Below are 19,723 nucleotides of genomic sequence, written 5' to 3' on the forward strand. Positions count from 1 at the left end.
CTTTAATTTATTATTAACCTGGCACTGAGCTATTTTACCGGGCAGTGACCCGCCGAGTATCTTCGCCATAGCAACGTTTAACAACCGAGTTCGGGATGGATCGGAGTGGTTCCATTACATCATAAGCACCAGGAAAGCTTTGAAAACTTTTAATCCTGTGTCTGCGTTGAGTTTGATGCGCTGCATCTCTTTCGCTCGACTTAATTACCTTATCAAGTTTCCCTTTGTCTGTCAACCCCTTTGCCAAAACTTTTTTTCGATCGCCCGAAACCGCTGGAATTATCGGGGTTTGAGGCCTAGTTTGGGGGTGCGGCAGATCGACCTTTAACTCACAAATCCAAAAAAGCCGCCTCGGTTCCCTGCTCTCTGCGAATCTTCCCGTCCTTCTCAAACCACGCCACGACCTGCTTAACTGTTAATTGTTCGATCGGTATCTCGGCTTCTGTCGCAATTTGCCTCAAAGGCCGCAAAGACGCCACCACCAAATTCGTAAAAAAGTTTTCAAAACTCGCATCAAGTTCGATCGACCCTTTAATACTCTCATCATTCTTAATCCAATCCATCACCTGCCCATTAGTCACCTCAGCCACGGGCCAACCCGTCTCCCCAGAAATTTGCTTCAGAACCCTCAAAGCATAAATTGCCACCCGCGCCGAAAACTTTTCCTTCGACGACAGCAGCGCCATATCAACTTCGGCACACTCTTCCGGCTTTAAAAAATCTGCTAGCGGTTCCATATATTAAAAATTGGTAATTGGTAATTAGTAAGTGGTAATTAGTAATTGGTAATTGGAATTTAGGATTGGTAATTGGGCATTTGAAATTCTCATCCTTCTTCCTTCTTCCTTCTTCCTTCTTCCTTCTTCCTTGCAATCAAATAACCGCAGCGGTGTTCCCCATTAATAATCGAATGAGTCCGCTCCACAATACAATCCGGCAAAACCGCCGCAAACATTTCCAACTCATTACCGCAGACACTCGGAAAAGTTTCAGCAACATTAGAAATCGCGCAGTTGTGTTCCATCAACACAAATCGATCGTCCAAACCAGCGCGATCGCAGATCCCAACCTCTACAGATTCTACAGGATAACACTCAGCCATATAACCTTCAGCCCTGCGGAGTTCCACCAACTTAGTCACCCGTTCTTGCAGCGAACCCGCACCCACTAGCCGCCGGTAGTCCGTAGCCTTGCGCTGCCACTGTTTTCGCAGGATAGTAATCACTTGCTCGCGGCCGACGGTTTCCGCCAAAGTATCCAAGAAAGAGACTGCAAAATCGCCGTAACGATTCGGGAATCGATCGCGCCCCAGACTGGTAAGCTCATAAATGTGCTGCGGCCGCCCCATCCCAGCCTGAACCGACTGATACTGAATCAGCCCCTCCCCTTCCAAATCCTTCAAGTGACGGCGAATCGCCTGCGGGCTGATATCCAAAGACTCCGCCAACTCAAGAGCCGTCCCCTGCCCCCCCTTGAGCAAATATTCCAGGATGTCTTGTTTCGTGGAAGTCTGCTGAGTAGTCTCCATCATCTTCACAAAAAATTATTAATTTGACTTTGACAATATCACTGTTGTTAATGTAGCTTAAAATATACTAAAGCAACAAAACTGTTGTTTAACTTCCCAGAGCAGCCCCCAGAACTGGCCGGGTCCCCGACAGTTCAGCGTCTGCCATCTTTGAGAGACTTATCCAGAACACTCGAAAGCGCAAAATTAATGAGCTCTACAGTCACAACCCTAGTCAACCAGCCCTACAAATACGGTTTTGTCACCGACATCGAGTCAGACACCATCCCCCGCGGCTTGAGCGAAGATGTAGTGCGCCTGATTTCCGCCAAGAAAAACGAACCGGAATTCATGCTGCAATTCCGCCTCAAAGCATACCGGAAGTGGCTGACAATGGCCGAGCCCACCTGGCCCCACGTCAACTATCCCGCGATCGACTACCAACAAATTATCTACTATTCCGCGCCCAAACAAAAGCCCAAAAAGCTCAACAGTTTGGACGAAGTAGACCCGACACTCCTAGAAACCTTCGAGAAACTCGGCATTCCCCTCTCCGAACAAAAACGGCTGGGAAATGTTGCCGTCGATGCCGTTTTCGACAGCGTTTCAATTGCCACAACATTTAGAGAAAAGTTAGCCAAAGATGGTGTTATTTTCTGTTCCATCTCAGAAGCCGTCAAAGATTATCCCGAATTAATAGAAAAATATCTCGGCAGCGTCGTACCAGTCGGCGATAACTTTTTCGCAGCCCTCAACTCCGCCGTATTCAGCGACGGTTCCTTTGTTTACATTCCCAAAGGCGTCAAATGCCCGATGGAATTGTCAACCTATTTCCGCATCAACAACGGAGATTCCGGCCAGTTCGAGCGCACCCTAATTGTGGCCGAAGAAAACAGTTCTGTGTCTTACCTAGAAGGCTGCACCGCGCCGATGTTTGACACCAATCAACTGCACGCCGCCGTCGTGGAATTGGTAACAATGGACAATGCGGATATCAAATACTCCACAGTGCAAAACTGGTACGCTGGCGACGCCAACGGCAAAGGCGGCATTTACAACTTCGTGACGAAACGGGGTTTGTGTCAAGGAGTCAATTCTAAGATTTCTTGGACACAAGTAGAAACCGGTTCAGCGATTACTTGGAAATATCCCAGTTGCGTGTTAGTCGGCGACAACTCGGTGGGTGAATTCTACTCAGTAGCGCTGACAAATAACAAACAGCAAGCTGACACCGGCACAAAAATGATCCACATTGGTAAAAATACTCGCAGCACGATTATCTCTAAGGGAATTTCGGCGGGTAATTCATCCAACAGCTATCGCGGTTTGGTAAAAATGGGGCCGAACGCTAAAGGCTCTCGTAATTACTCTCAGTGCGATTCCATGCTGATTGGGGATAACGCTCAAGCGAATACTTTCCCTTATATTCAAGTGCAGAACCACACTGCTAAAGTCGAACACGAAGCTTCTACTTCTAAGATTGGGGAAGAGCAATTGTTCTTCTTCGCACAGCGGGGAATTTCCGCAGAAAATGCTATTTCGATGATGATTAGCGGTTTCTGTAAAGATGTTTTCAATCAGTTACCGATGGAATTTGCGGCGGAAGCTGATAAGCTGTTGAGTCTGAAGCTAGAAGGAAGTGTCGGATAATTTTCGCGGGCGAGAAACCCTTCCTGGCCGAGTCCATCGGTGACAACTTAAGCTCCCCGTCCGCCAGGGAATGAATTCCTTGGCTAATAGCTAAACTCCTCTAAACAGGACTAATGAGTTTAAAAATTTTCTTCTCAGTCCTCTTCAGAGGACTTTAGCTTTGAGACAGGGAATTCATTCCCTGGCGGACTATCGGTTTAACGTTAAATTCTCACCAATGGGTACAGCCGAGGAACGAGAAAAAAAACTGTAAAGTGCATTGAGGAAAAGGACAAAAATAGATGATTGTAGAAAATAGTCAAGTGGTGCTATCCGTCCGCGATTTAACTGCGAATGTGGAAGATACCCAAATCCTTAAGGGTTTGAATCTGGAAATAAAATCGGGTGAAATTCACGCGATTATGGGCCCCAACGGTTCGGGTAAAAGCACTTTATCCAAGATATTAGCCGGCCATCCTGCTTATACGGTAACGGGCGGAGAAGTTACTTTTCTAGGTCAAAATTTGCTGGAATTAGCGCCGGAAGAACGTTCTCTGGCTGGCGTATTTCTGGCTTTTCAATATCCTTTGGAAATTCCCGGCGTTAGCAATCTGGATTTTTTGCGCGTGGCTTACAATTCTCACCGCAAACATCGCGGCTTGGAAGAATTGGATGCTTTTGATTTCCAAGATTTAATCGAGGAAAAGCTGGATATTGTCAAGATGAATGATTCTTTTTTAGGCCGCAGCGTTAATGAGGGTTTTTCCGGTGGCGAGAAAAAGCGGAATGAAATTTTACAAATGGCCCTGTTGGAACCGAAGTTAGCTATTTTGGACGAGACTGATTCGGGTTTGGATATCGATGCTCTCAAGATTGTCGCCGGCGGTGTGAATCAGTTGTCAACTGCTGAGAATTCGATGTTGGTGATTACTCACTATCAACGGTTGCTGAATTACATTATTCCTGATTTTATTCACGTCATGGAAGCCGGTAGAATTATCTTGACTGGCCCGAAAGAGTTGGCGCTGGAATTGGAAGAGCGCGGTTATGACTGGGTTGTGGAAGAGGAAGCAGCAGGAGTAGGCGCGCGATGATGAATACGCAAGTTGCTAGTAGGGAAATGTTTTTGACTGATTTGGTTAATCAGTGCGGCAAGTTGGAGGCTGTTAATAGCAAAAGTGCGGCTTACGGGTTGCAGGATTTGCGGGATGCGGCGACTGAATACGTGCTTTCTTCGAGTTTTCCGACGGTGAGGGATGAAGAATGGCGCTTTACTGATTTGTCGTCGGTGTTGCAAATTCCTTTTCATATACCGCAGAGCAATCAGTCAAAAGTTAAGCTGGCTGATATCATTATGCCAGTGAAAAATCGGGATGATTTACCATTAAGATTGGTATTTGTCAACGGTTTTTATGCGCCGGATTTGTCAACGGTGGAGTCGTTGGTTTTGCCTAATTTGCCGTTAGCGGAGCCCTCGAAGAGGATCGACTTTTACGCAGGTAATCTATCGAATGTACCTGAAAAATATCAAGGGCGCATCAGCGATGTTTTGAGCAAGCACAGACAGCAAACCGAGGTGTTTACCGCGCTGAATACTGCGGGTTTGGCGGATTCTGCGGTGGTGTTCGTGCCGGCCAATATGTCGATCGACCTTCCGATTCACTTGCTGTTCCTGACAGCGCCCGGTGCATCTCCCACGATGTCTCAGCCGCACTGCTTGGTCATAGCTGAGCCTGGAAGCAATGTGACGCTGGTTGAGGATTACGCAACTAGCGGTAATGTACCAGCCTTTACTAATGCTGTAACGGATGTTATTGTCGGCGAAAACGCCACTGTGAATCACGTTCGGCTTCAGCGGGAAGGTGGAGAGGTTGTTCATATCGGCAAAAGTGCGATCGAGCAATCTCGCAATAGCCGTTACACTTGCCATGCTATCAGCTTGGGAGGCAAAATATCGCGGCACAATTTAGAAGTATTTCAGCGCGGCGAAGCCACCGAAACAACTTTAAACGGCTTAACCGTAGCCTTTGGGGAACAGTTATCAGACACTCACAGTGTAATCGATTTCAATCACCCCCACGGTACAAGCCGCCAATTGCACAAGTGCATTGTCGGCAACAAAGCTCGCGCTGTATTTAACGGCAAAGTTTTCGTTCGCAAAGCCGCCCAATTGACAGATGCCGGACAATTGAGCCGGAATTTGTTGCTGTCGCCGAGAGCTCGCGTAGACACTAAACCGCAGTTGGAAATTGTCGCCGACAACGTTAAATGTTCCCACGGTGCAACTGTCAGTCAATTAGAAGATGATGAACTTTTCTACTTGCAAAGTCGCGGTTTGGATTTAGAAAGAAGTCGCTATTTACTAATCGATGCTTTTGCGGCGGAAATGCTCAATCAATTACCGATTCTTGGGGTGGCGAAAATGCTTTCTACCTGCGTCGCTATCCAAGGATAACTCATAAAGATGAGGACACAGAGGACACAGCAATGCTGTGTCCCTACAACATCTTGCACCATTTATAACAGCCTGTATGGGCGGGTTTCACGAATAATAATTGCCTAAAACCAACAATCTCGTAAACCCGCCGCCACCCAACGACAAATCACTAACTTCAAAAAATATGACACTTATTCAAGAAAAAACACTTGCATCAAAAGTTCGCGGCGACTTCCCAATTTTGAATGAAAAAGTCAACGGTAAACCGCTAGTTTATTTAGACAATGCAGCTACTTCTCAAAAACCCCTAGCCGTGCTCAACGCTTGGCGTGATTACTACGGACAATACAATGCAAACGTACACCGTGGCGCTCACACTCTCAGCGCCAAAGCGACTGATGCTTACGAAGGTGCTAGAGACAAAGTTGCTGCTTTTGTAAATGCGGCGTCGCGGCAAGAAATTGTTTACACTCGCAACGCCACCGAAGCGATTAATTTGGTTGCTTATTCTTGGGGCTTGAGCAATCTGCAAGCCGGAGATGAAATTATCCTGTCTGTGATGGAACACCACAGCAATCTCGTTCCCTGGCAAATGATTGCTCAAAGAACCGGTGCGGTGCTGAAGTTTGTGGAGTTAACGGAAACTAACGAGTTTGACTTGGAACAGTTTAAAACCCTGATTTCCCATAAAACTAAATTGGTGTCAACCGTTCACGTTTCTAATACTTTGGGCTGCATCAGTCCAGTCAAAGAAATCTGCAAAATTGCCCACAGTTTCGGCGCAAGAGTTTTAATTGATGCTTGCCAAAGCGTGCCGCACATGATAGTAGATGTGCAAGCAATAGATTGCGATTGGCTGGTTGCTTCCGGTCACAAAATGTGCGCTCCGACTGGCATCGGTTTTCTGTACGGTAAACTGGACTTGCTGAGAGAAATGCCTCCATTTTTCGGCGGCGGCGAGATGATTGCTGACGTGTTTCTCGATTATTCCACCTATGCCGATTTGCCGCACAAATTTGAGGCCGGCACCCCTGCAATCGGCGAGGCGATCGCCCTTGGTGCAGCAATCGATTATCTTAGTAACATTGGCATGGATAAGATTCACGCTTGCGAAGCAGAATTGAATGCTTATATGTTCCAACAATTGCGGCAAATTCCCGAAATCAAAATTTACGGGCCGCAACCAGACAGCAACGGCGAAGGTAGGGCTGCATTAGCGGCATTTACAGCCGGAGAAATTCACCCTCAAGACTTGTCTACCATGTTAGATCAGGAGGGAGTCGCGATTCGTTCCGGGCATCACTGCACGCAAGCTTTGCACCGCTATTTGAACGTTTCATCTACTGCCAGAGCGAGTTTGTATTTTTACAATACTCGCGAGGAGATTGATGTGTTTGTGAAAGCGTTGAAAGAGACGATCGACTTTTTTGCTGGGATTATGGGATAAGTTAATTAGTGATTGAAATGGCTTTTTTTTGAACCGCCGATGTCGGCGGTTCAAAAAAAGAACCCCCTTTTTGATAGTATCTGGGCCTGTGGTAAAATAAAACTAGAGTTTTCTCAGCTCAAGGAGATTTTGAGATGATTGCTACTACTTCAAGTTTAGCCGAACAAAGAACACTGCTAGAAAACATTAGCTGGTCAACCTTTGAAACGTTGCTCAAAGAAATAGGCGATAAGCGAGGTTATCGCATAGCTTATGATAACGGGATGTTGGAAATTATGAGTCCTTTATACGAACATGAAAATCCCAAGATTCAGTCTGATCGCTTCATTTTCATTTTAGCAGAAGAACTCGGCATTGAAATCAAAAGTGCTGGCTCAATGACTCTCAAGCAAGAACAGGCTAAAAAGGGTATAGAACCTGACAATTGTTATTATATTCAAAGTGAACCAGCAGTCAGAGGCAGGCAAGAACTAGACTTAGAAACTGCCCCACCGCCCGACTTGGCAATTGAAATAGATATTACCAGCAGTTCAATTAATAAGTCAGGAATTTACTCGGCACTTGGCGTACCCGAACTCTGGAGATATAACGGGCGAGTTTTAAAATTTTATCAGTTAGCTTCCGAGGACTATGTTGAATGCAATTTCAGTATTGCTTTTCCCTTTTTATCATCAACAGAAATGAGTAGGTTTTTTGAGCAGACTAAAACAATGGGAGAAATTGCATTACTGAAATCATTTAGAATTTGGGTTAGGGAAAAAATCTAAAGCGGTGAATATCGCCCTTTCGTCCATCCGCGTTCATTGTGGCACGGGCGTCCCGCCTGTGAAAAATATGCGGTTTAACAAAAGAGCGATCGCCCAACTAAAACTCCCTAATCTCAGGATGAACAAACTGATAACCAGCCGCCTTAATCTTTAGATTCGACACCCTAGCATTATAAGGTCGCACGCTAGGACTTCCATCCCAAGAAACTTTAGGCAGATTGTGAGTTTCAAAAATGTGATCGAGCAATTCACCACTCGATAGCGACACATCCCCGACTAAATTGTAAATTCCCTGCAATCGATTTTCCAAAGCAAAGGTTAACCCCCCAACAATATCATCTCGATGCACCCAATTAGTAGCATCTTCCCCCCTACCCGGACGAGTGCTCCCAGCCCAGCCTCCAAAGATTTTAACTAATTCTCGCCCATGCCCATAAATTCCTCCCAAACGGAGAATGCAGACGTGAAGATTGGGACTCGATGCTGCTAATAAAACCCGTTCTGTTTCTGCGAGAATTTCACCATTTGGATTAGCCGGCGCGACGGGTGATTCTTCATTTACCAATTCACCTTGGCGATCACCATACACAGAATAAGTACCCGTATAAATAACCTGCTTTACTGTCGGTATCTGCTGTAAAACTGATACCAAAGTTGTCGCAGTATCTATATAACTTTCCCGATAAGTATGAGGATTTCGGGCACCGACGCACAGCATAACAGCATCTTGTTCTTGGAGTACAGCCGTCATTGCATCTTTGTCATTTCCTTTGAGCACGGCTACCCGCTGCGCGACACCCTCCAACTCAACTACTCGCGTCGCCGTTGTAGTTGTCGCCGTCACGATACAATCAGATTTGCCGCGTAAATGTTTGGCTGTCGCAGTACCCACATAGCCGCAGCCGACGATCGCAACTTTCATAAAAAACTCTCCATTGTGTCATGCTCTCTAAAATTATTGCCGGTTTCTGAAATCATGGCGCGCTGAGTTTTGTGGTAAAATGCAAAGCGTCGTCATGAATCGGAGTAGCATCGTGTCCGAAAGAGATATTTGGGCCACCTCCTCAGAAAGCGAACTTTTAGCTTTTTATGGTTCTTTGTTTGCGATCGCAGCCGCCGATGGTTCCGTTGATATTGACGAACTAGATTTGTTGTTTAAAACCATCAATTTAGACAAATTTTCTGACTCTGCAAAAACTCAAATCCAATCATACACAGCCAGTCCCCCATCACTAAGCGACTGTTTGCAAACACTCAGCAAGTCAGAAGAACCGCTGCGTTTGGGAGTCATGTATTTTTTAATAAACATTGCTGGGGCAAATAAGACGCTGCATCCTGCAGAAAGCGAGGCGATCCAATCCGCAAAAAAACTGCTGGCGGTTTCCGACTTACAAATCCAAGCCATGCAGGAATTCATCGCAGACATGAAACAAATACGGGAGGTCGCCCCTAATAAAAATCAGGCATCAGCATCCTTCAATTCTGCTGTTTCCCAGCTCAAAAATAAGGGCATTCCTCTCGATTTAATCGACCGAAAAGGCACCACAACAAACCTCAGCAACCCCAAAATTAACTATTCAGATGAAAGTTTTTGGACTAAACTTAAAAACTTTGCTTTAACCGCAGGAAGAGAAGTAGTTGAAAAAGCTTTGATTCTCTACTATACGGCTCAGAAGCCCAACGTCCCGGCTTGGGCAAAAGGAGTTGTAGTTGGAGCTTTGACCTATTTTATATCTCCTGTTGATGCCATTCCCGATGTATTAGTTGGTATCGGGTTTACGGACGATTTGGGAGTATTGCTGGCGGCAATAGCTACTGTTTCAGTATACATTAATGCTGATACTAAAGAACAAGCCAAACAAAAAATGAAAGATTGGTTTGGTAAATAATATTAGAAGTCAGTAGTCAGTAGTCATTAGTCATTAGTCATTAGTCATTAGTCATTAGTCATTAGTCATTAGTCAGTAGTCATTAGTCATTAGTCATTAGTCATTAGTCATTAGTCATTAGGAATAATTACCAATTACCAATTACCGATTACCAATTACCAATTACCGAGTTCAGTCTTTAAGCGGCTTGCCATCTCGATTGACAATACGGCTTTCACCATCCTTAGCCGTGACATTTTCATAAACCCCTTCATCCCGCTTCACGTACTTGCTGAAACCAGAATTTTTATAATCGGTGTCGGATGTCGGCTTCATCAACCTCGGAGCGCTCAGCAGTCGGCGTACTGGAGCATCTGCGGGAGTCTCCCCGGGTTCGCGCTTAGCCAACTCGCACAGTTGGCCCCAAGTCGAAACTTCCAGGTTCATGCTGTGCCAAACTTCTAACTGCTGGTTGTTTTCGGGACACAAATAATCGTATACAGGCATACTAAGAATCTCGTTTGCAACTACTAAAATTACTAATTGCACGGTTATTGAGAATATTATAGCTCAACATTACTAATAATTCAACCCCAAAAATCAAACTTTACTATTTTTAACGATTGTTAAAACACTAAATCAGCTATATTATTAACCCAGTGTGCTTGCTCCCGGATGCGATCGAGACAAAGCCCAAAAGTACCCTACCCTGAAATCCTCTGACTCGATCGCACGATCGCACGATCGACGCCTAGCAAATGCCCGCAAGACTTCCCTCAATGCCGTCAAAGGATTGATCATCATTTTCAGACTGTAGGCAAATCACAGATTCTAAGTTTCCAATTTATTTATCTACTCACCAGCGAGGATTTACCGATGAGCGATTTCAAAGTTACGCCAGAAGTAGAGCTGAACACAGCTCAAATGTTGGAGCGATACCAACTGCAAGATGAGACAAATCTGCGGCGTTGGGCAAAACTGCACGGCATTAACAGCACTCGCGGTTTCTTCTATCCGAGTGAAGTAGATTTGATGGATCACGCTCACCACCATCTTTACAATTTAGGAATGAGCATTGCTGACTACCAAAGTCTTTTAGACCGGCGCCGCACCCATTCCCAGACACCGGGCGACCAAAATAAAACAGTAGCAAGTCAAGTTGCTGACGAAGCATACGATGCCATAGAAACCCTGACAGATCAGTATGCTGAAGCTATTGATTTAATGGGAGAACGTATAGCAGACCATTTCATAGATGAACTCGATTTATCTGTGATGCGGCACCTTTCTCAAAAAGTGAAAGACCGCCGCACTCTCAACGGTCAAACTAAAAAGCCTAACCGTTTTCTCCAAGTGATTAAAGCCGTGTTGCAACCGAGCAGCGAAAATACGCTTCTGGTTCCCAAAAAAGAGGATGACTCTAGTTTAGAATTAGAACAGCATCATCGGCTCGGCTAGCCGCCGATTTTTGTGAAAGGCTAAGAGACTTTTTGTAAAATTTACTGGTCAAATTTACTGAAAAGCAGACCCGAACCCTCCCCTTGTCAAGGGGAGGGAGCAAGAGTCAGTCGATTTTAGATTTTAGATTTTAGATTTTAGATTTTAGAATTGAAGCATTGACCCCACAGATAAATTGGGGGGGCAAGTTTGATCGGATACAGGTTTTTTATTTCTGGGTTCTGAGTCTGCTTTCGGAATGAATCCGGGGGCTTGTATCCTGGATGCTTTCGGTCACATTTTTTATATTATGAAGGGGAACTGAAGAGAATAAATTAACGTTTCCCAGAAGTCTAAATAACTTTTAAACTGATGTTGGGTTTTGCGAATCAGCCAAACCTAATATAACTGGGGACAGATGGCGCGATCGCCCAAATTAGAGATAATATCTGCAGAATTGAACCTGTCAACCTCGCCCAAGGTAAAAAAATGATTAAATCCTGGATGGTAATTGGAGGCGTCGCCTTGATAGTAGCACTAGCAGCTAGCTTAATCCCGCCCAGGGACATCCAATGGTTCAACCGCTTGCAGCGTCCGAGATGGCTAGTATTTGAAAGAGCAATTCCCCTAATTTGGACAGTAATTTTTATTTGTGCAGCTTGGTCAGCAGTGATTGTTTGGGAAAAAGAACCAGGAACTCAGGAGACTTGGCTAAGAATGGGTTTGTACCTGCTTTTAGAAATAGTAACCATGTCTTACACCTCGGTTATGTGCAAACTTAGGAGCTTAAAAGTCGGCACAATAATCGGCGGAACGGGCGCTATTTTAAGCGTAATCCTAGCTTTAACTGTGTTGCCAGTTTCGGAGCCTGCCGCCCTGTTATTGCTGCCTTACATACTTTGGAGTCCGATCGGCACTTACACCACTTGGGTAATGATGCACCTCAATCCGGCGGATGTTTAGCCTCTGATGGAATTAGTCATTTTAATGGGATTGCAAGCATCGGGAAAAAGCACATTTTTTCGCGAATATTTAGCTGCCACGCACGTTTGGGTCAGCAAAGATTTAATGCCAAACAATAAAAATAAATCGCGCCGACAAATTCAATTAATTGAAAATGCACTGCAAGCAGGTCATTCAGTCGCTGTTGATAATACCAATCCCGAAGTTCTCGATCGCAAGCCGCTGATTGATATGGGTCGCACTTATAATGCCAAAATCATCGGTTACTACTTTGAATCAATAGTCAGCGACTGTTTAGCTCGAAATCAAAAGCGATCGGGCAAATCTCAAGTTCCAGACATAGCAATTTATGCTACTATAAAAAAAATGGTATTGCCCAGTTACGGCGAAGGGTTTGAACGGCTGTTTTCCGCCCGCATAGCAGAAAACTTAACCTTTGAAGTAAAAACCTGGCCCGCAGAGGAAGTTATTCATGGACAATCAGACATTTGAAAAAAAAATGCGCGAGCTTGAATATTTTCACAGCCTGCGTTTATTGCCGGGAACTCACACAGTAATTCGCGCCGACGGTCGCAGCTTTTCCAAATTTACTTCCTCCAGTTTTGATAAGCCTTTCGACTTAAAGTTCCACGAATTAATGGTGGAAACTGCCAAAGCGCTCCTGTCAGAACTAGACGGCATTTACGCTTATACCGAAAGTGACGAAATCTCAGTTTTGTTTCCTCCAGATTGGGATTTATTTGACCGCAGCTTAGAAAAAATTGTCTCTATTTCTGCCAGTATTGCCAGTGCAACTTTCACTCGCGCCGCCCAAACAGCAGTCAGTTTTGACAGTCGCATTTGTTCCGCAGCCAACAAATCGCAAGTAGTAGATTATTTTCTATGGCGCCAAGCAGATGCAGCGCGCTGCGCTTTGAATGGCTGGAGTTATTGGATGCTGCGAAAAAATGGCGAAACTGGTGAAAATGCAGCAGTTATATTAGACAAACAATCGGTGGCTTTCAAAAACGAATTGCTATTTCAAAACGGAATTAACTTTAACGAACTGCCGACTTGGCAGCGCCGGGGAACGGGAGTTTATTGGGAAAAATACGATAAACCCGGTTATAACCCGATCGAAGGCAAAGAAGTTGTGGCAGTGCGGCGGCGAATCAAAGTCGATGAAGAGCTGCCCGTGAAAGAGGAATACAAAGAATTTATTTACCAATTTTTAAATGTTGGCGATTAACGATTAAGGATCTCTTGTCAAATCCGCTGGCAATTGATGAATTCTTAGTCGGTTTTAACTGAGATGTTGCACCCTTCTCCATTAGTCTTTTATGAACAGGCAAGATGCCTGTTCCACAAAATATAAATTTTATTGTGGAACAGGCATCTTGCCTGTTGCTGACAATGGTGCAAGATGTGAGTTTTAACCGAATGCAAGCTGTGAGACGGGGGTTTAAACCCCCGCCCAATCTCCGGCAAACCAGTTAACCTAGCGATTGCCAGAGCTGGTAGGAGGCTCAGTTTCCGGTGGTTCGGGAGGGGGAGATTCAGGCTCAGGAGGGTTCAGCGACTCCTCCCAAACTTTGATTTGCGATCGAGCTTGCTCAAAAGCCCGAGTACCCGAAGGAATTTTCTTCAAAGTCGCGATCGCCCCAGCCAGATCCGACGACGACTGTTCCACACCAAGCGCCAAAATCCGCTGACTCCACTCATCAATCGCCTCACTCGCCTGCCACCGGAGCGAACTCGACTCGGGAACCTCAAGGGCGAGCCGAATTGCCGTTTGCAGAGCCTCTGCTGTCCCCGATCGGGCTGCCTGACGGGCGTTCTGCAAACCTTGCTCGCCCTGAAATTGAGCCTCCCAAGTCCGAATGTTCGATCGAGCTTCCTCATAAAGCACCCGTCCCGATCGAATCCGGCGGGCCATCTCAATTGCCCCCGCCAAATTGCCGCCCGCCGCTAGCTGCTGAGCTCTATCCAAAAACGGCTGGTCAACAAGCCGCTGTCTCCTCTCGATCCAAGCTTGAATTTTGGCTTGAGCTTCCACGTAAAGCGCCCTACCTCTACCGATCCGAGAAGCTTGAGCCACGGCGGCTTCCAGAGCATTCGGATCGCCCGTACTTGCCAAATCGTTCGCTCTTTGCAAATACGGACTGTCTTCCAGCAGCTCGATTTGACGGCTCAAGGTGCTAATTTGACTGCGAGCTTCCGAAGCGCGGGGATTTGATTCCGGGACTGTTTGCAATTGCGCGATCGCAGCCCTCAAATCATTTACCCCACCAGGCGCCGCCAGCCTGCTTGCCAAATCCAAAACTTTCACATCAGCCATTTCTTGTTGCCAGCGGCCGACTAAATCTTGAGCTTGTTTGTATAAAGGGCGGCCGGAATTCAACTTTTGAGCAATCTCGATCGCCTTGGAGAAACCCTCAACAGAGCCAGTAGAAGCCTGAGAAGTAGCATTCGCCAACTCATTAAAATCCTGTACTTGTTCCCTTAAATTTGCAGACTCTGGAATCTTGTTAGCGATCGCGACCGCCTGCTCCCAATCCCCTGCCCGCAAGCGTTTTTGGGCGATCTCCAGAATTTTCTTGCTAAATTCCGCGATCGCTTTATTGGCAGCTTGATACAAATAACTGTTTTGACCAATTCCCTGAGCCAGCTTAATCCCCGTCACCAGATTGTCGAGACCTCCCTCGGAGGCTGTATTCCGGGCTTTTACCAACTTATTGCCCTCAGCCCGAGTCGTCTGAATTAGCTTAGTCAATTCCTCGTACTTAGCCGATTCCCAGAAAGTATTTCCCAAATCCAAAAGCAGAGTAGCTTGGCTGAAAGCCAGCGGCCACTCTTCCTGACGCAAGTGGTCTTCAGCAGTGCGGTAAATTTTCTCTGCATCGCTCCATATCGACTGCCACTTTTCAATCTGCTTTTCCATCTTCGGGTAAGCCGGAACGTTTTTAGGAACCTTACGAGCGAGCGCAATCGCCTCATCCAGCTTTCCTTCTTGGAAACTAGCATTTCCCAGCCTAATAATATCCTCCGACCACCGATCGATTTGAGTGTTAATTCTCGGCCGCAGCGGATGGTTTTGTGGCAAAGCATTCACTAATTCGATCGCCCTGAGCAAATCCTCTGCCGTCCGCTTGCTTGCTGCTTCTTGAGCACAAAAAAAGCGATCGTTAGCCGAAGCCGTCGGCCAAAAAATCTTTGAGCAATTGGACTGCGAGGTCAGGTTGAGTAAAGACGCAATGGCCACAAACCCCATACCCACCGATAGCATCAAACTCACCGCCAGCCAAAACTGCCACTTATTCGACCAGTTCCGCCACAACGGATTGTGTTCCCCCGGCGGCTGCGAGTTTTCCCCAGACAAATTCGGCGGTAGTTCCAGATGCCCTCCCGGCAGTTTTCCCGAAGTAACCAATTCTCGAAGCTCTTTAAGTCGTTCAGCCCGGTTTTTCCTTGCTGGTAACCGCACCAGCGACGAAGTATCCTTTGTTGACTCCAAGGATTCTGGTGCAGACCAACGGCCTGGTGTTTTGCGATCTTGACTCATATCCTCACCACAAACAACAACCCGCCTGTCTTAATTATTTCAAAACAGCGATCGCTGCTATTGACTGCTCTATAGAATGTATTCATCACTTTTAAATACTCCTGCAGGCGAAAGACTACAAGAGGATCTCGCCAAACCCCAAAAATCAAAATTTTGTGATTAGGTAATTGATAATGGGTAATTGGCAATTGGTCAAGGCCTTTATCCCCAACTCGCACTCCTGATTGCCAATTACCCATTATTATCTCAAGAACCGGAGTTCGATCGCAAATCGCCGATCAGTTCCGCAAGTTGGTCGCTATTAGCTTGGTAAACCTCGTTGCAGAAATGGCACGTAGCCTCAGCCCCCCCATCTTTTTCAATCATGTCTTGGAGTTCCGCTTCGCCCAACATTTTCAGAGCTCCCAAAACTCGATCGAACGAACAGCCACAGTCAAAGCGCACCATCTGAGTTTCCGGGAAAATTTCCAGCCCCATATCTCCCAGTAACTCTTCGAGAATCTGGTGCAGCGTTTTGCCCGATCGCAGCAGGGGCGTAAAGCCCGACAATTCAGCAACTCTAGATTCTAAAGTTTGCACTAATTTTTCGTCCGTTGCCGCCTTCGGCAGAACCTGCAACAGCACACCCCCAGACGCTTGTACCCCGCCCGCCCCCACAAACACCCCCAGAACCAGAGCCGAAGGCGTTTGCTCCGAGGTTGCCAAATAATGACTCAGATCGTCGCCAATTTCGCCGGAAACCAATTCTACCGTACTTGAATAAGGGAATCCGTATCCAACGTCCCGCACCACGTACAAATACCCGTCACCTATTGCCCCGCCAACGTCGAGTTTGCCTTTAGCATTGGGCGGCAATTCCACTTCGGGATTGTCCACATAACCTCGAACTGTTCCATCAAGTCCTGCATCAACCAGAAGCCCGCCCAGTGGCCCATCTCCTTTGATGCGAATGTTGACTCTCGATTCGGGGCGTTTCATGCTGGAGGCGAGTAACAGCCCTGCCGACATCGTGCGGCCGAGGGCGGCTGTAGCCACGTAGGAGAGCTTGTGCCGCTGTCTTGCTTCTTCGGTGAGGCGGGTGGAAATGACGCCTACAGCGCGAATTCCGCCCTCTGCGGCTGTAGCGCGAATTAATTGATCGGCCATGAAAAACCTTACTTTTCTCTTTTGATACCTTCTTGAACTATTTTATAAGTTCTTGAAGGTTGTGGCAGCAGAGAGCCGCACTTGACTCAGCGGGCCTGGGAGTGCGATCGAACTTCAGAACTCGCCTTTGTTTTCTGTAAAACCTTAATTTACCGACTCTTTATTAACAAATATTCTGCTTAATTCTTCCACTTAAATATTTATTTAAGATGCCCGGAATAACGAGTGCATTTATTTTCCACAATCCACCGTCTTCTCAGTCTTTTTATAACAACTAACAACTAACAACTAACAACTAACAACTAACAACTAACAACTACTGACTAACAACTAATGACTAATGACTAATGACTAATGACTAACAACTAATGACTAATGACTAACAACTAATGACTAATGACTAACAACTAATGACTAATGACTACTGACTACTGACTACTGACTAATGACTAAAGCTTATCTTGGCGCTAACCAGACGATTACCAAACCTTTACCTTTGCCGGTTAGAGTCAGAGGCGTAGGTCTCAGACAAATGTTTTTTAGCTGGAAATAAGGGATATGCCACCAACATCCAAAGCACTTTTAGCGGAAATCCAGCATAACACAGGAGCGAGTCGAAACTTGCATTTTTATGCCAAGGGCGAAACCATTCCTATGATGTCGCATGGCCTTTGGCGAGTCTGTCAAGGCCTAGCACAACTGAGCACGCTTTATCCAACCGGGGAAGAAGGACTTTTGGGTTGGGTTGGGCCTTCGATGTGTTTCGGTTTGTGGTTGACAAATTTGCAGACTTACCGAGCTACGGCGACATCAGATGTTTATTTGATGTGGTATTCTATGGTGGAAATCGAAGCTTCTCCTCAATTGGCTCACGAGTTGCTGCCTCAAATGGTACGGCGACTGCGGCAAATGGAAGCAATTTTAGCGATCGCCGGACAGCGGCGAGTAGATGACCGTTTGTATCAGCTACTGCTATTATTGCAACAGGAATTCGGTCAGCCTGTGGTTGAGGGAACTCGTTTGAATATCCGCTTGACACATCAAGATATTGCTAATGCGATTTGCACGACGCGGGTAACAGTAACTCGAATGCTGGGAAAATTGCAGCAGCAAGGGTTAATTAGTCGAGATGGCGATCGGCATTTAATTCTTAACAAAGATGTTTTTGCGTCCACATCGGATTTGTTTGGCTGCAACCCTCAAGCAGTGTAGCAAGCGCAGAGAAAAATCTTATTCTGCTTCGCCAATCAGCGTAAACGCGGCCCAATCTTGCGGATTTGGGTGCATCTTCATTGTCATCAGCATCGCTTGCCGCAAAGCTTGAGCTTTATTGGGGTTTTTCTGTAACTGGCGATAGAATTCTGCCATTAATTCCGCTGTCGGCTCATCGGGCACTAACCACAGAGAAACGATAATACTGGAAACACCAGCACTAATTAAAGCACGAGATAATCCAAGCACACCATCACCTGTGAGTTTTCCTCGGCCAGTATTGCAAGCACTTAATACCACTAATTCAGCATTTAATTTTAAATCCAAAATTTCGCTCGAAGTCAACAATCCGTCATCATTTCCTGATGGAGCCAGGGCGATCGCTCCCGGTAAATCTCGCCTCTTCACTTCATTGAGTAATCCGTGAGTTGCCAGATGAATAATTCGGGCTTTTAGCATCTGTTGAACAATCGATGCTTTAGTGGCTTGAGAGCCTGTAATCGGTTTAGTATTCAGAAGTTGGGAAATTGTAATTGCTTCCTGTTCGCTGCCCGGTAAGGGATCTAATTGGCGCGGCGGGTTGCCAATTTTGGGCATAATTGGATTGCCTACAACTAAGTTATTCTGGAGAGAAAGTTGTCGGACTTTTTGCCGTGATTGGTGGGTTAGCTGCAAAATTTGAATGGCGGGAGCAGTGAGGATGGTATGTTTTTCAATCAGATATTGACCTGTCGGATCTTGTAAGGCGACAAAGGGAACTAAAAACAGGGATTGATGGGGAATGAAGATGACAGGAGCATTCGGGTCAGTAGGTAAAAGATCGGCAATGGGTTGAATGAGTAGTTGATAACTTTGCTGTAATTTGGGGTAGATTATGCGAGAATTAGCAGGGGTAGAAGCAGAGGGATTAGCTGTTTGTTTATTGGCAGTGTCCCCCGCCGATACACCCAGAGCCTCGCGAGTGCCGCGAATCATCTCAGCTAAGGCTGTATCTTGCTCGTTTAATCCTCTCCTCCCGGTAGCAGCAGATACTCTTGTCTGTTCGGTGGCTTCGGGTAGATTGATGTTCAGAGATTTGAGGTCAACTGAGCGAAAGGTAATTTCACCAGTTGGCTTAATTACCCAAATATAAAGGGCTTGATTCTCAATAATTGAATACTCGACGAGGGTAGCGTTTTGCTCTTTAGCTATTTGTTGAATTTGCTGGATATTGGGTGGGTTGATAGTAGTTTGGGCAGATGCAGATGGGGCAAGGCGAGATGCCAATAACTCCACAAAAGCTCGGGCTCTACCCCGTTCGGCAATTTCTAAAGCGTCATTAGTTTTTTTATGAGCAATGAAAACTTTTTGTAAAATGACGTAGGGGCTAGTTTGGGTTTCAAAGATTGATATTTTATTGGCATCGTCTAATCCAGCTCGCAGAGATTCCAAAACTTTAATACTATCAAGTAGGGTTTTCTCTGCTGCTGGAAGATTGCCAGAGTTGGCGAGAGCAAGTCCCAGATTTCCCAGAGCTGTCCCCTCGCTTTGGCGGTCTTTAATTGACCGTGCGATCGCCAACTGCTGCTGAGTGTACTCGATGGCTTTGGCGTAGTCGCCGAGGAAATTGTAAGCATTTCCCAGATTTCCCAGAGCTTTCCCCTCGCTTTGGCGGTCTTTAATTGACCGTGCGATCGCCAACTGTTGCTGAGCGTACTCGATGGCTTTGGCGTAGTCGCCGAGGAAATTGTAAGCATTTCCCAGATTTCCCAGAGCTTTCCCCTCGCTTT

Annotated in this window: 21 protein-coding genes and 1 rRNA gene; 13 read left to right on the forward strand and 9 right to left on the reverse strand. The window is 46.1% G+C overall.

What is annotated here, in order from left to right; translation table 11 throughout:
* Window positions 1-16: 16 nt before the first annotated feature.
* The 3 genes from rrf to sufR form a co-directional block, all read right to left on the reverse strand.
* A 5S ribosomal RNA gene (gene rrf, locus QUB06_RS22640) occupies window positions 17-133 on the reverse strand.
* Window positions 134-329: 196 nt separating this feature from the next.
* Window positions 330-737: a hypothetical protein gene (locus QUB06_RS22645; RefSeq protein WP_333437184.1), complete on the reverse strand. Its 408-nt coding sequence runs from the start codon at window positions 735-737 to the stop codon at window positions 330-332.
* Window positions 738-826: 89 nt separating this feature from the next.
* Entirely contained in the window at window positions 827-1,531 is a 705-nt protein-coding gene (sufR, locus tag QUB06_RS22650; RefSeq protein ID WP_333437185.1) for an iron-sulfur cluster biosynthesis transcriptional regulator SufR, read from the reverse strand.
* A 186-nt stretch (window positions 1,532-1,717) separates the two neighbouring features.
* Between sufR and sufB the strand changes: the two genes are divergently transcribed.
* From sufB to QUB06_RS22675, 5 genes are all read left to right on the forward strand, one after another.
* Window positions 1,718-3,157: a Fe-S cluster assembly protein SufB gene (gene sufB, locus QUB06_RS22655; RefSeq protein ID WP_333437186.1), complete on the forward strand. Its 1,440-nt coding sequence runs from the start codon at window positions 1,718-1,720 to the stop codon at window positions 3,155-3,157.
* A 281-nt stretch (window positions 3,158-3,438) separates the two neighbouring features.
* Window positions 3,439-4,230 carry a Fe-S cluster assembly ATPase SufC gene (gene sufC / locus QUB06_RS22660; protein ID WP_333302109.1) on the forward strand — a complete coding sequence of 264 codons (792 nt, stop codon included), beginning with the start codon at window positions 3,439-3,441 and terminating at the stop codon, window positions 4,228-4,230.
* Entirely contained in the window at window positions 4,227-5,591 is a 1,365-nt protein-coding gene (sufD, locus tag QUB06_RS22665) for a Fe-S cluster assembly protein SufD (RefSeq protein ID WP_333437187.1), read from the forward strand. Before sufC ends, sufD begins: the two co-directional genes overlap by 4 nt.
* A 166-nt stretch (window positions 5,592-5,757) precedes the next feature.
* A complete protein-coding gene (locus QUB06_RS22670; RefSeq protein ID WP_333437188.1) occupies window positions 5,758-7,020 on the forward strand; it encodes a SufS family cysteine desulfurase in 1,263 nt (420 codons plus the stop codon).
* A 134-nt stretch (window positions 7,021-7,154) separates the two neighbouring features.
* A complete protein-coding gene (locus tag QUB06_RS22675) occupies window positions 7,155-7,787 on the forward strand; it encodes a Uma2 family endonuclease (RefSeq protein ID WP_333437189.1) in 633 nt (210 codons plus the stop codon).
* Window positions 7,788-7,884: 97 nt separating this feature from the next.
* Here the strand turns inward: QUB06_RS22675 and QUB06_RS22680 are convergent, their stop codons facing one another.
* Window positions 7,885-8,709 (reverse strand): NAD-dependent epimerase/dehydratase family protein, encoded by an 825-nt coding sequence (locus tag QUB06_RS22680; protein WP_333437190.1) that lies wholly within the window; start codon window positions 8,707-8,709, stop codon window positions 7,885-7,887.
* Between the two features lie 94 nt (window positions 8,710-8,803).
* On the opposite strand from QUB06_RS22680, the gene QUB06_RS22685 reads away from it, so the two are divergent.
* The gene (locus tag QUB06_RS22685; protein ID WP_333437191.1) at window positions 8,804-9,676 is read left to right on the forward strand and encodes a DUF1232 domain-containing protein; all 873 of its coding nucleotides are present in this window, start codon (window positions 8,804-8,806) and stop codon (window positions 9,674-9,676) included.
* Between the two features lie 171 nt (window positions 9,677-9,847).
* On the opposite strand, the gene QUB06_RS22690 is transcribed toward QUB06_RS22685, so the two are convergent.
* Complete coding sequence (locus tag QUB06_RS22690; RefSeq protein ID WP_333437192.1) at window positions 9,848-10,162, reverse strand: zinc ribbon domain-containing protein; 315 nt, start codon at window positions 10,160-10,162, stop codon at window positions 9,848-9,850.
* A gap of 154 nt (window positions 10,163-10,316) precedes the next feature.
* On the opposite strand from QUB06_RS22690, the gene QUB06_RS22695 reads away from it, so the two are divergent.
* The 6 genes from QUB06_RS22695 to QUB06_RS22720 all read left to right on the forward strand — a co-directional run bounded on the left by QUB06_RS22695 (window position 10,317) and on the right by QUB06_RS22720 (window position 13,531).
* Window positions 10,317-10,472, forward strand: a complete 156-nt coding sequence (locus QUB06_RS22695; RefSeq protein ID WP_333437193.1) for a hypothetical protein — start codon at window positions 10,317-10,319, stop codon at window positions 10,470-10,472.
* A 59-nt stretch (window positions 10,473-10,531) separates the two neighbouring features.
* On the forward strand, window positions 10,532-11,113 hold the full coding sequence (locus QUB06_RS22700; RefSeq protein ID WP_333103286.1) for a hypothetical protein: 582 nt from the start codon (window positions 10,532-10,534) through the stop codon (window positions 11,111-11,113).
* Between the two features lie 468 nt (window positions 11,114-11,581).
* Window positions 11,582-12,055 (forward strand): TspO/MBR family protein, encoded by a 474-nt coding sequence (locus tag QUB06_RS22705; RefSeq protein WP_333410269.1) that lies wholly within the window; start codon window positions 11,582-11,584, stop codon window positions 12,053-12,055.
* Window positions 12,056-12,061: 6 nt separating this feature from the next.
* The gene (locus QUB06_RS22710; RefSeq protein ID WP_333437194.1) at window positions 12,062-12,547 is read left to right on the forward strand and encodes an AAA family ATPase; all 486 of its coding nucleotides are present in this window, start codon (window positions 12,062-12,064) and stop codon (window positions 12,545-12,547) included.
* Entirely contained in the window at window positions 12,528-13,283 is a 756-nt protein-coding gene (locus QUB06_RS22715) for a tRNA(His) guanylyltransferase Thg1 family protein (protein WP_333437195.1), read from the forward strand. Before QUB06_RS22710 ends, QUB06_RS22715 begins: the two co-directional genes overlap by 20 nt.
* 104 nt (window positions 13,284-13,387) lie before the next feature.
* Window positions 13,388-13,531: a hypothetical protein gene (locus QUB06_RS22720; RefSeq protein WP_333437196.1), complete on the forward strand. Its 144-nt coding sequence runs from the start codon at window positions 13,388-13,390 to the stop codon at window positions 13,529-13,531.
* A gap of 1 nt (window position 13,532) precedes the next feature.
* Here the strand turns inward: QUB06_RS22720 and QUB06_RS22725 are convergent, their stop codons facing one another.
* The 3 genes from QUB06_RS22725 to hslO are packed head-to-tail and all read right to left on the reverse strand — an operon-like array spanning window position 13,533 to window position 16,742.
* The gene (locus QUB06_RS22725; RefSeq protein ID WP_333437197.1) at window positions 13,533-15,596 is read right to left on the reverse strand and encodes a hypothetical protein; all 2,064 of its coding nucleotides are present in this window, start codon (window positions 15,594-15,596) and stop codon (window positions 13,533-13,535) included.
* A complete protein-coding gene (locus tag QUB06_RS22730; RefSeq protein ID WP_333437198.1) occupies window positions 15,593-15,835 on the reverse strand; it encodes a hypothetical protein in 243 nt (80 codons plus the stop codon). Before QUB06_RS22730 ends, QUB06_RS22725 begins: the two co-directional genes overlap by 4 nt.
* Before the next feature lie 7 nt (window positions 15,836-15,842).
* Window positions 15,843-16,742 (reverse strand): Hsp33 family molecular chaperone HslO, encoded by a 900-nt coding sequence (gene hslO / locus QUB06_RS22735; protein ID WP_333437199.1) that lies wholly within the window; start codon window positions 16,740-16,742, stop codon window positions 15,843-15,845.
* 558 nt (window positions 16,743-17,300) lie between these two features.
* On the opposite strand from hslO, the gene QUB06_RS22740 reads away from it, so the two are divergent.
* Window positions 17,301-17,954 carry a Crp/Fnr family transcriptional regulator gene (locus QUB06_RS22740; RefSeq protein ID WP_333437200.1) on the forward strand — a complete coding sequence of 218 codons (654 nt, stop codon included), beginning with the start codon at window positions 17,301-17,303 and terminating at the stop codon, window positions 17,952-17,954.
* Window positions 17,955-17,972: 18 nt separating this feature from the next.
* Here the strand turns inward: QUB06_RS22740 and QUB06_RS22745 are convergent.
* On the reverse strand, window positions 17,973-19,723 hold a 1,751-nt coding region (locus tag QUB06_RS22745), incomplete at its 5' end, for a CHAT domain-containing tetratricopeptide repeat protein (protein WP_333437201.1).

Source organism: Microcoleus sp. D2_18a_D3, assembly GCF_036702455.1.
Lineage (GTDB): Bacteria > Cyanobacteriota > Cyanobacteriia > Cyanobacteriales > Microcoleaceae > Microcoleus.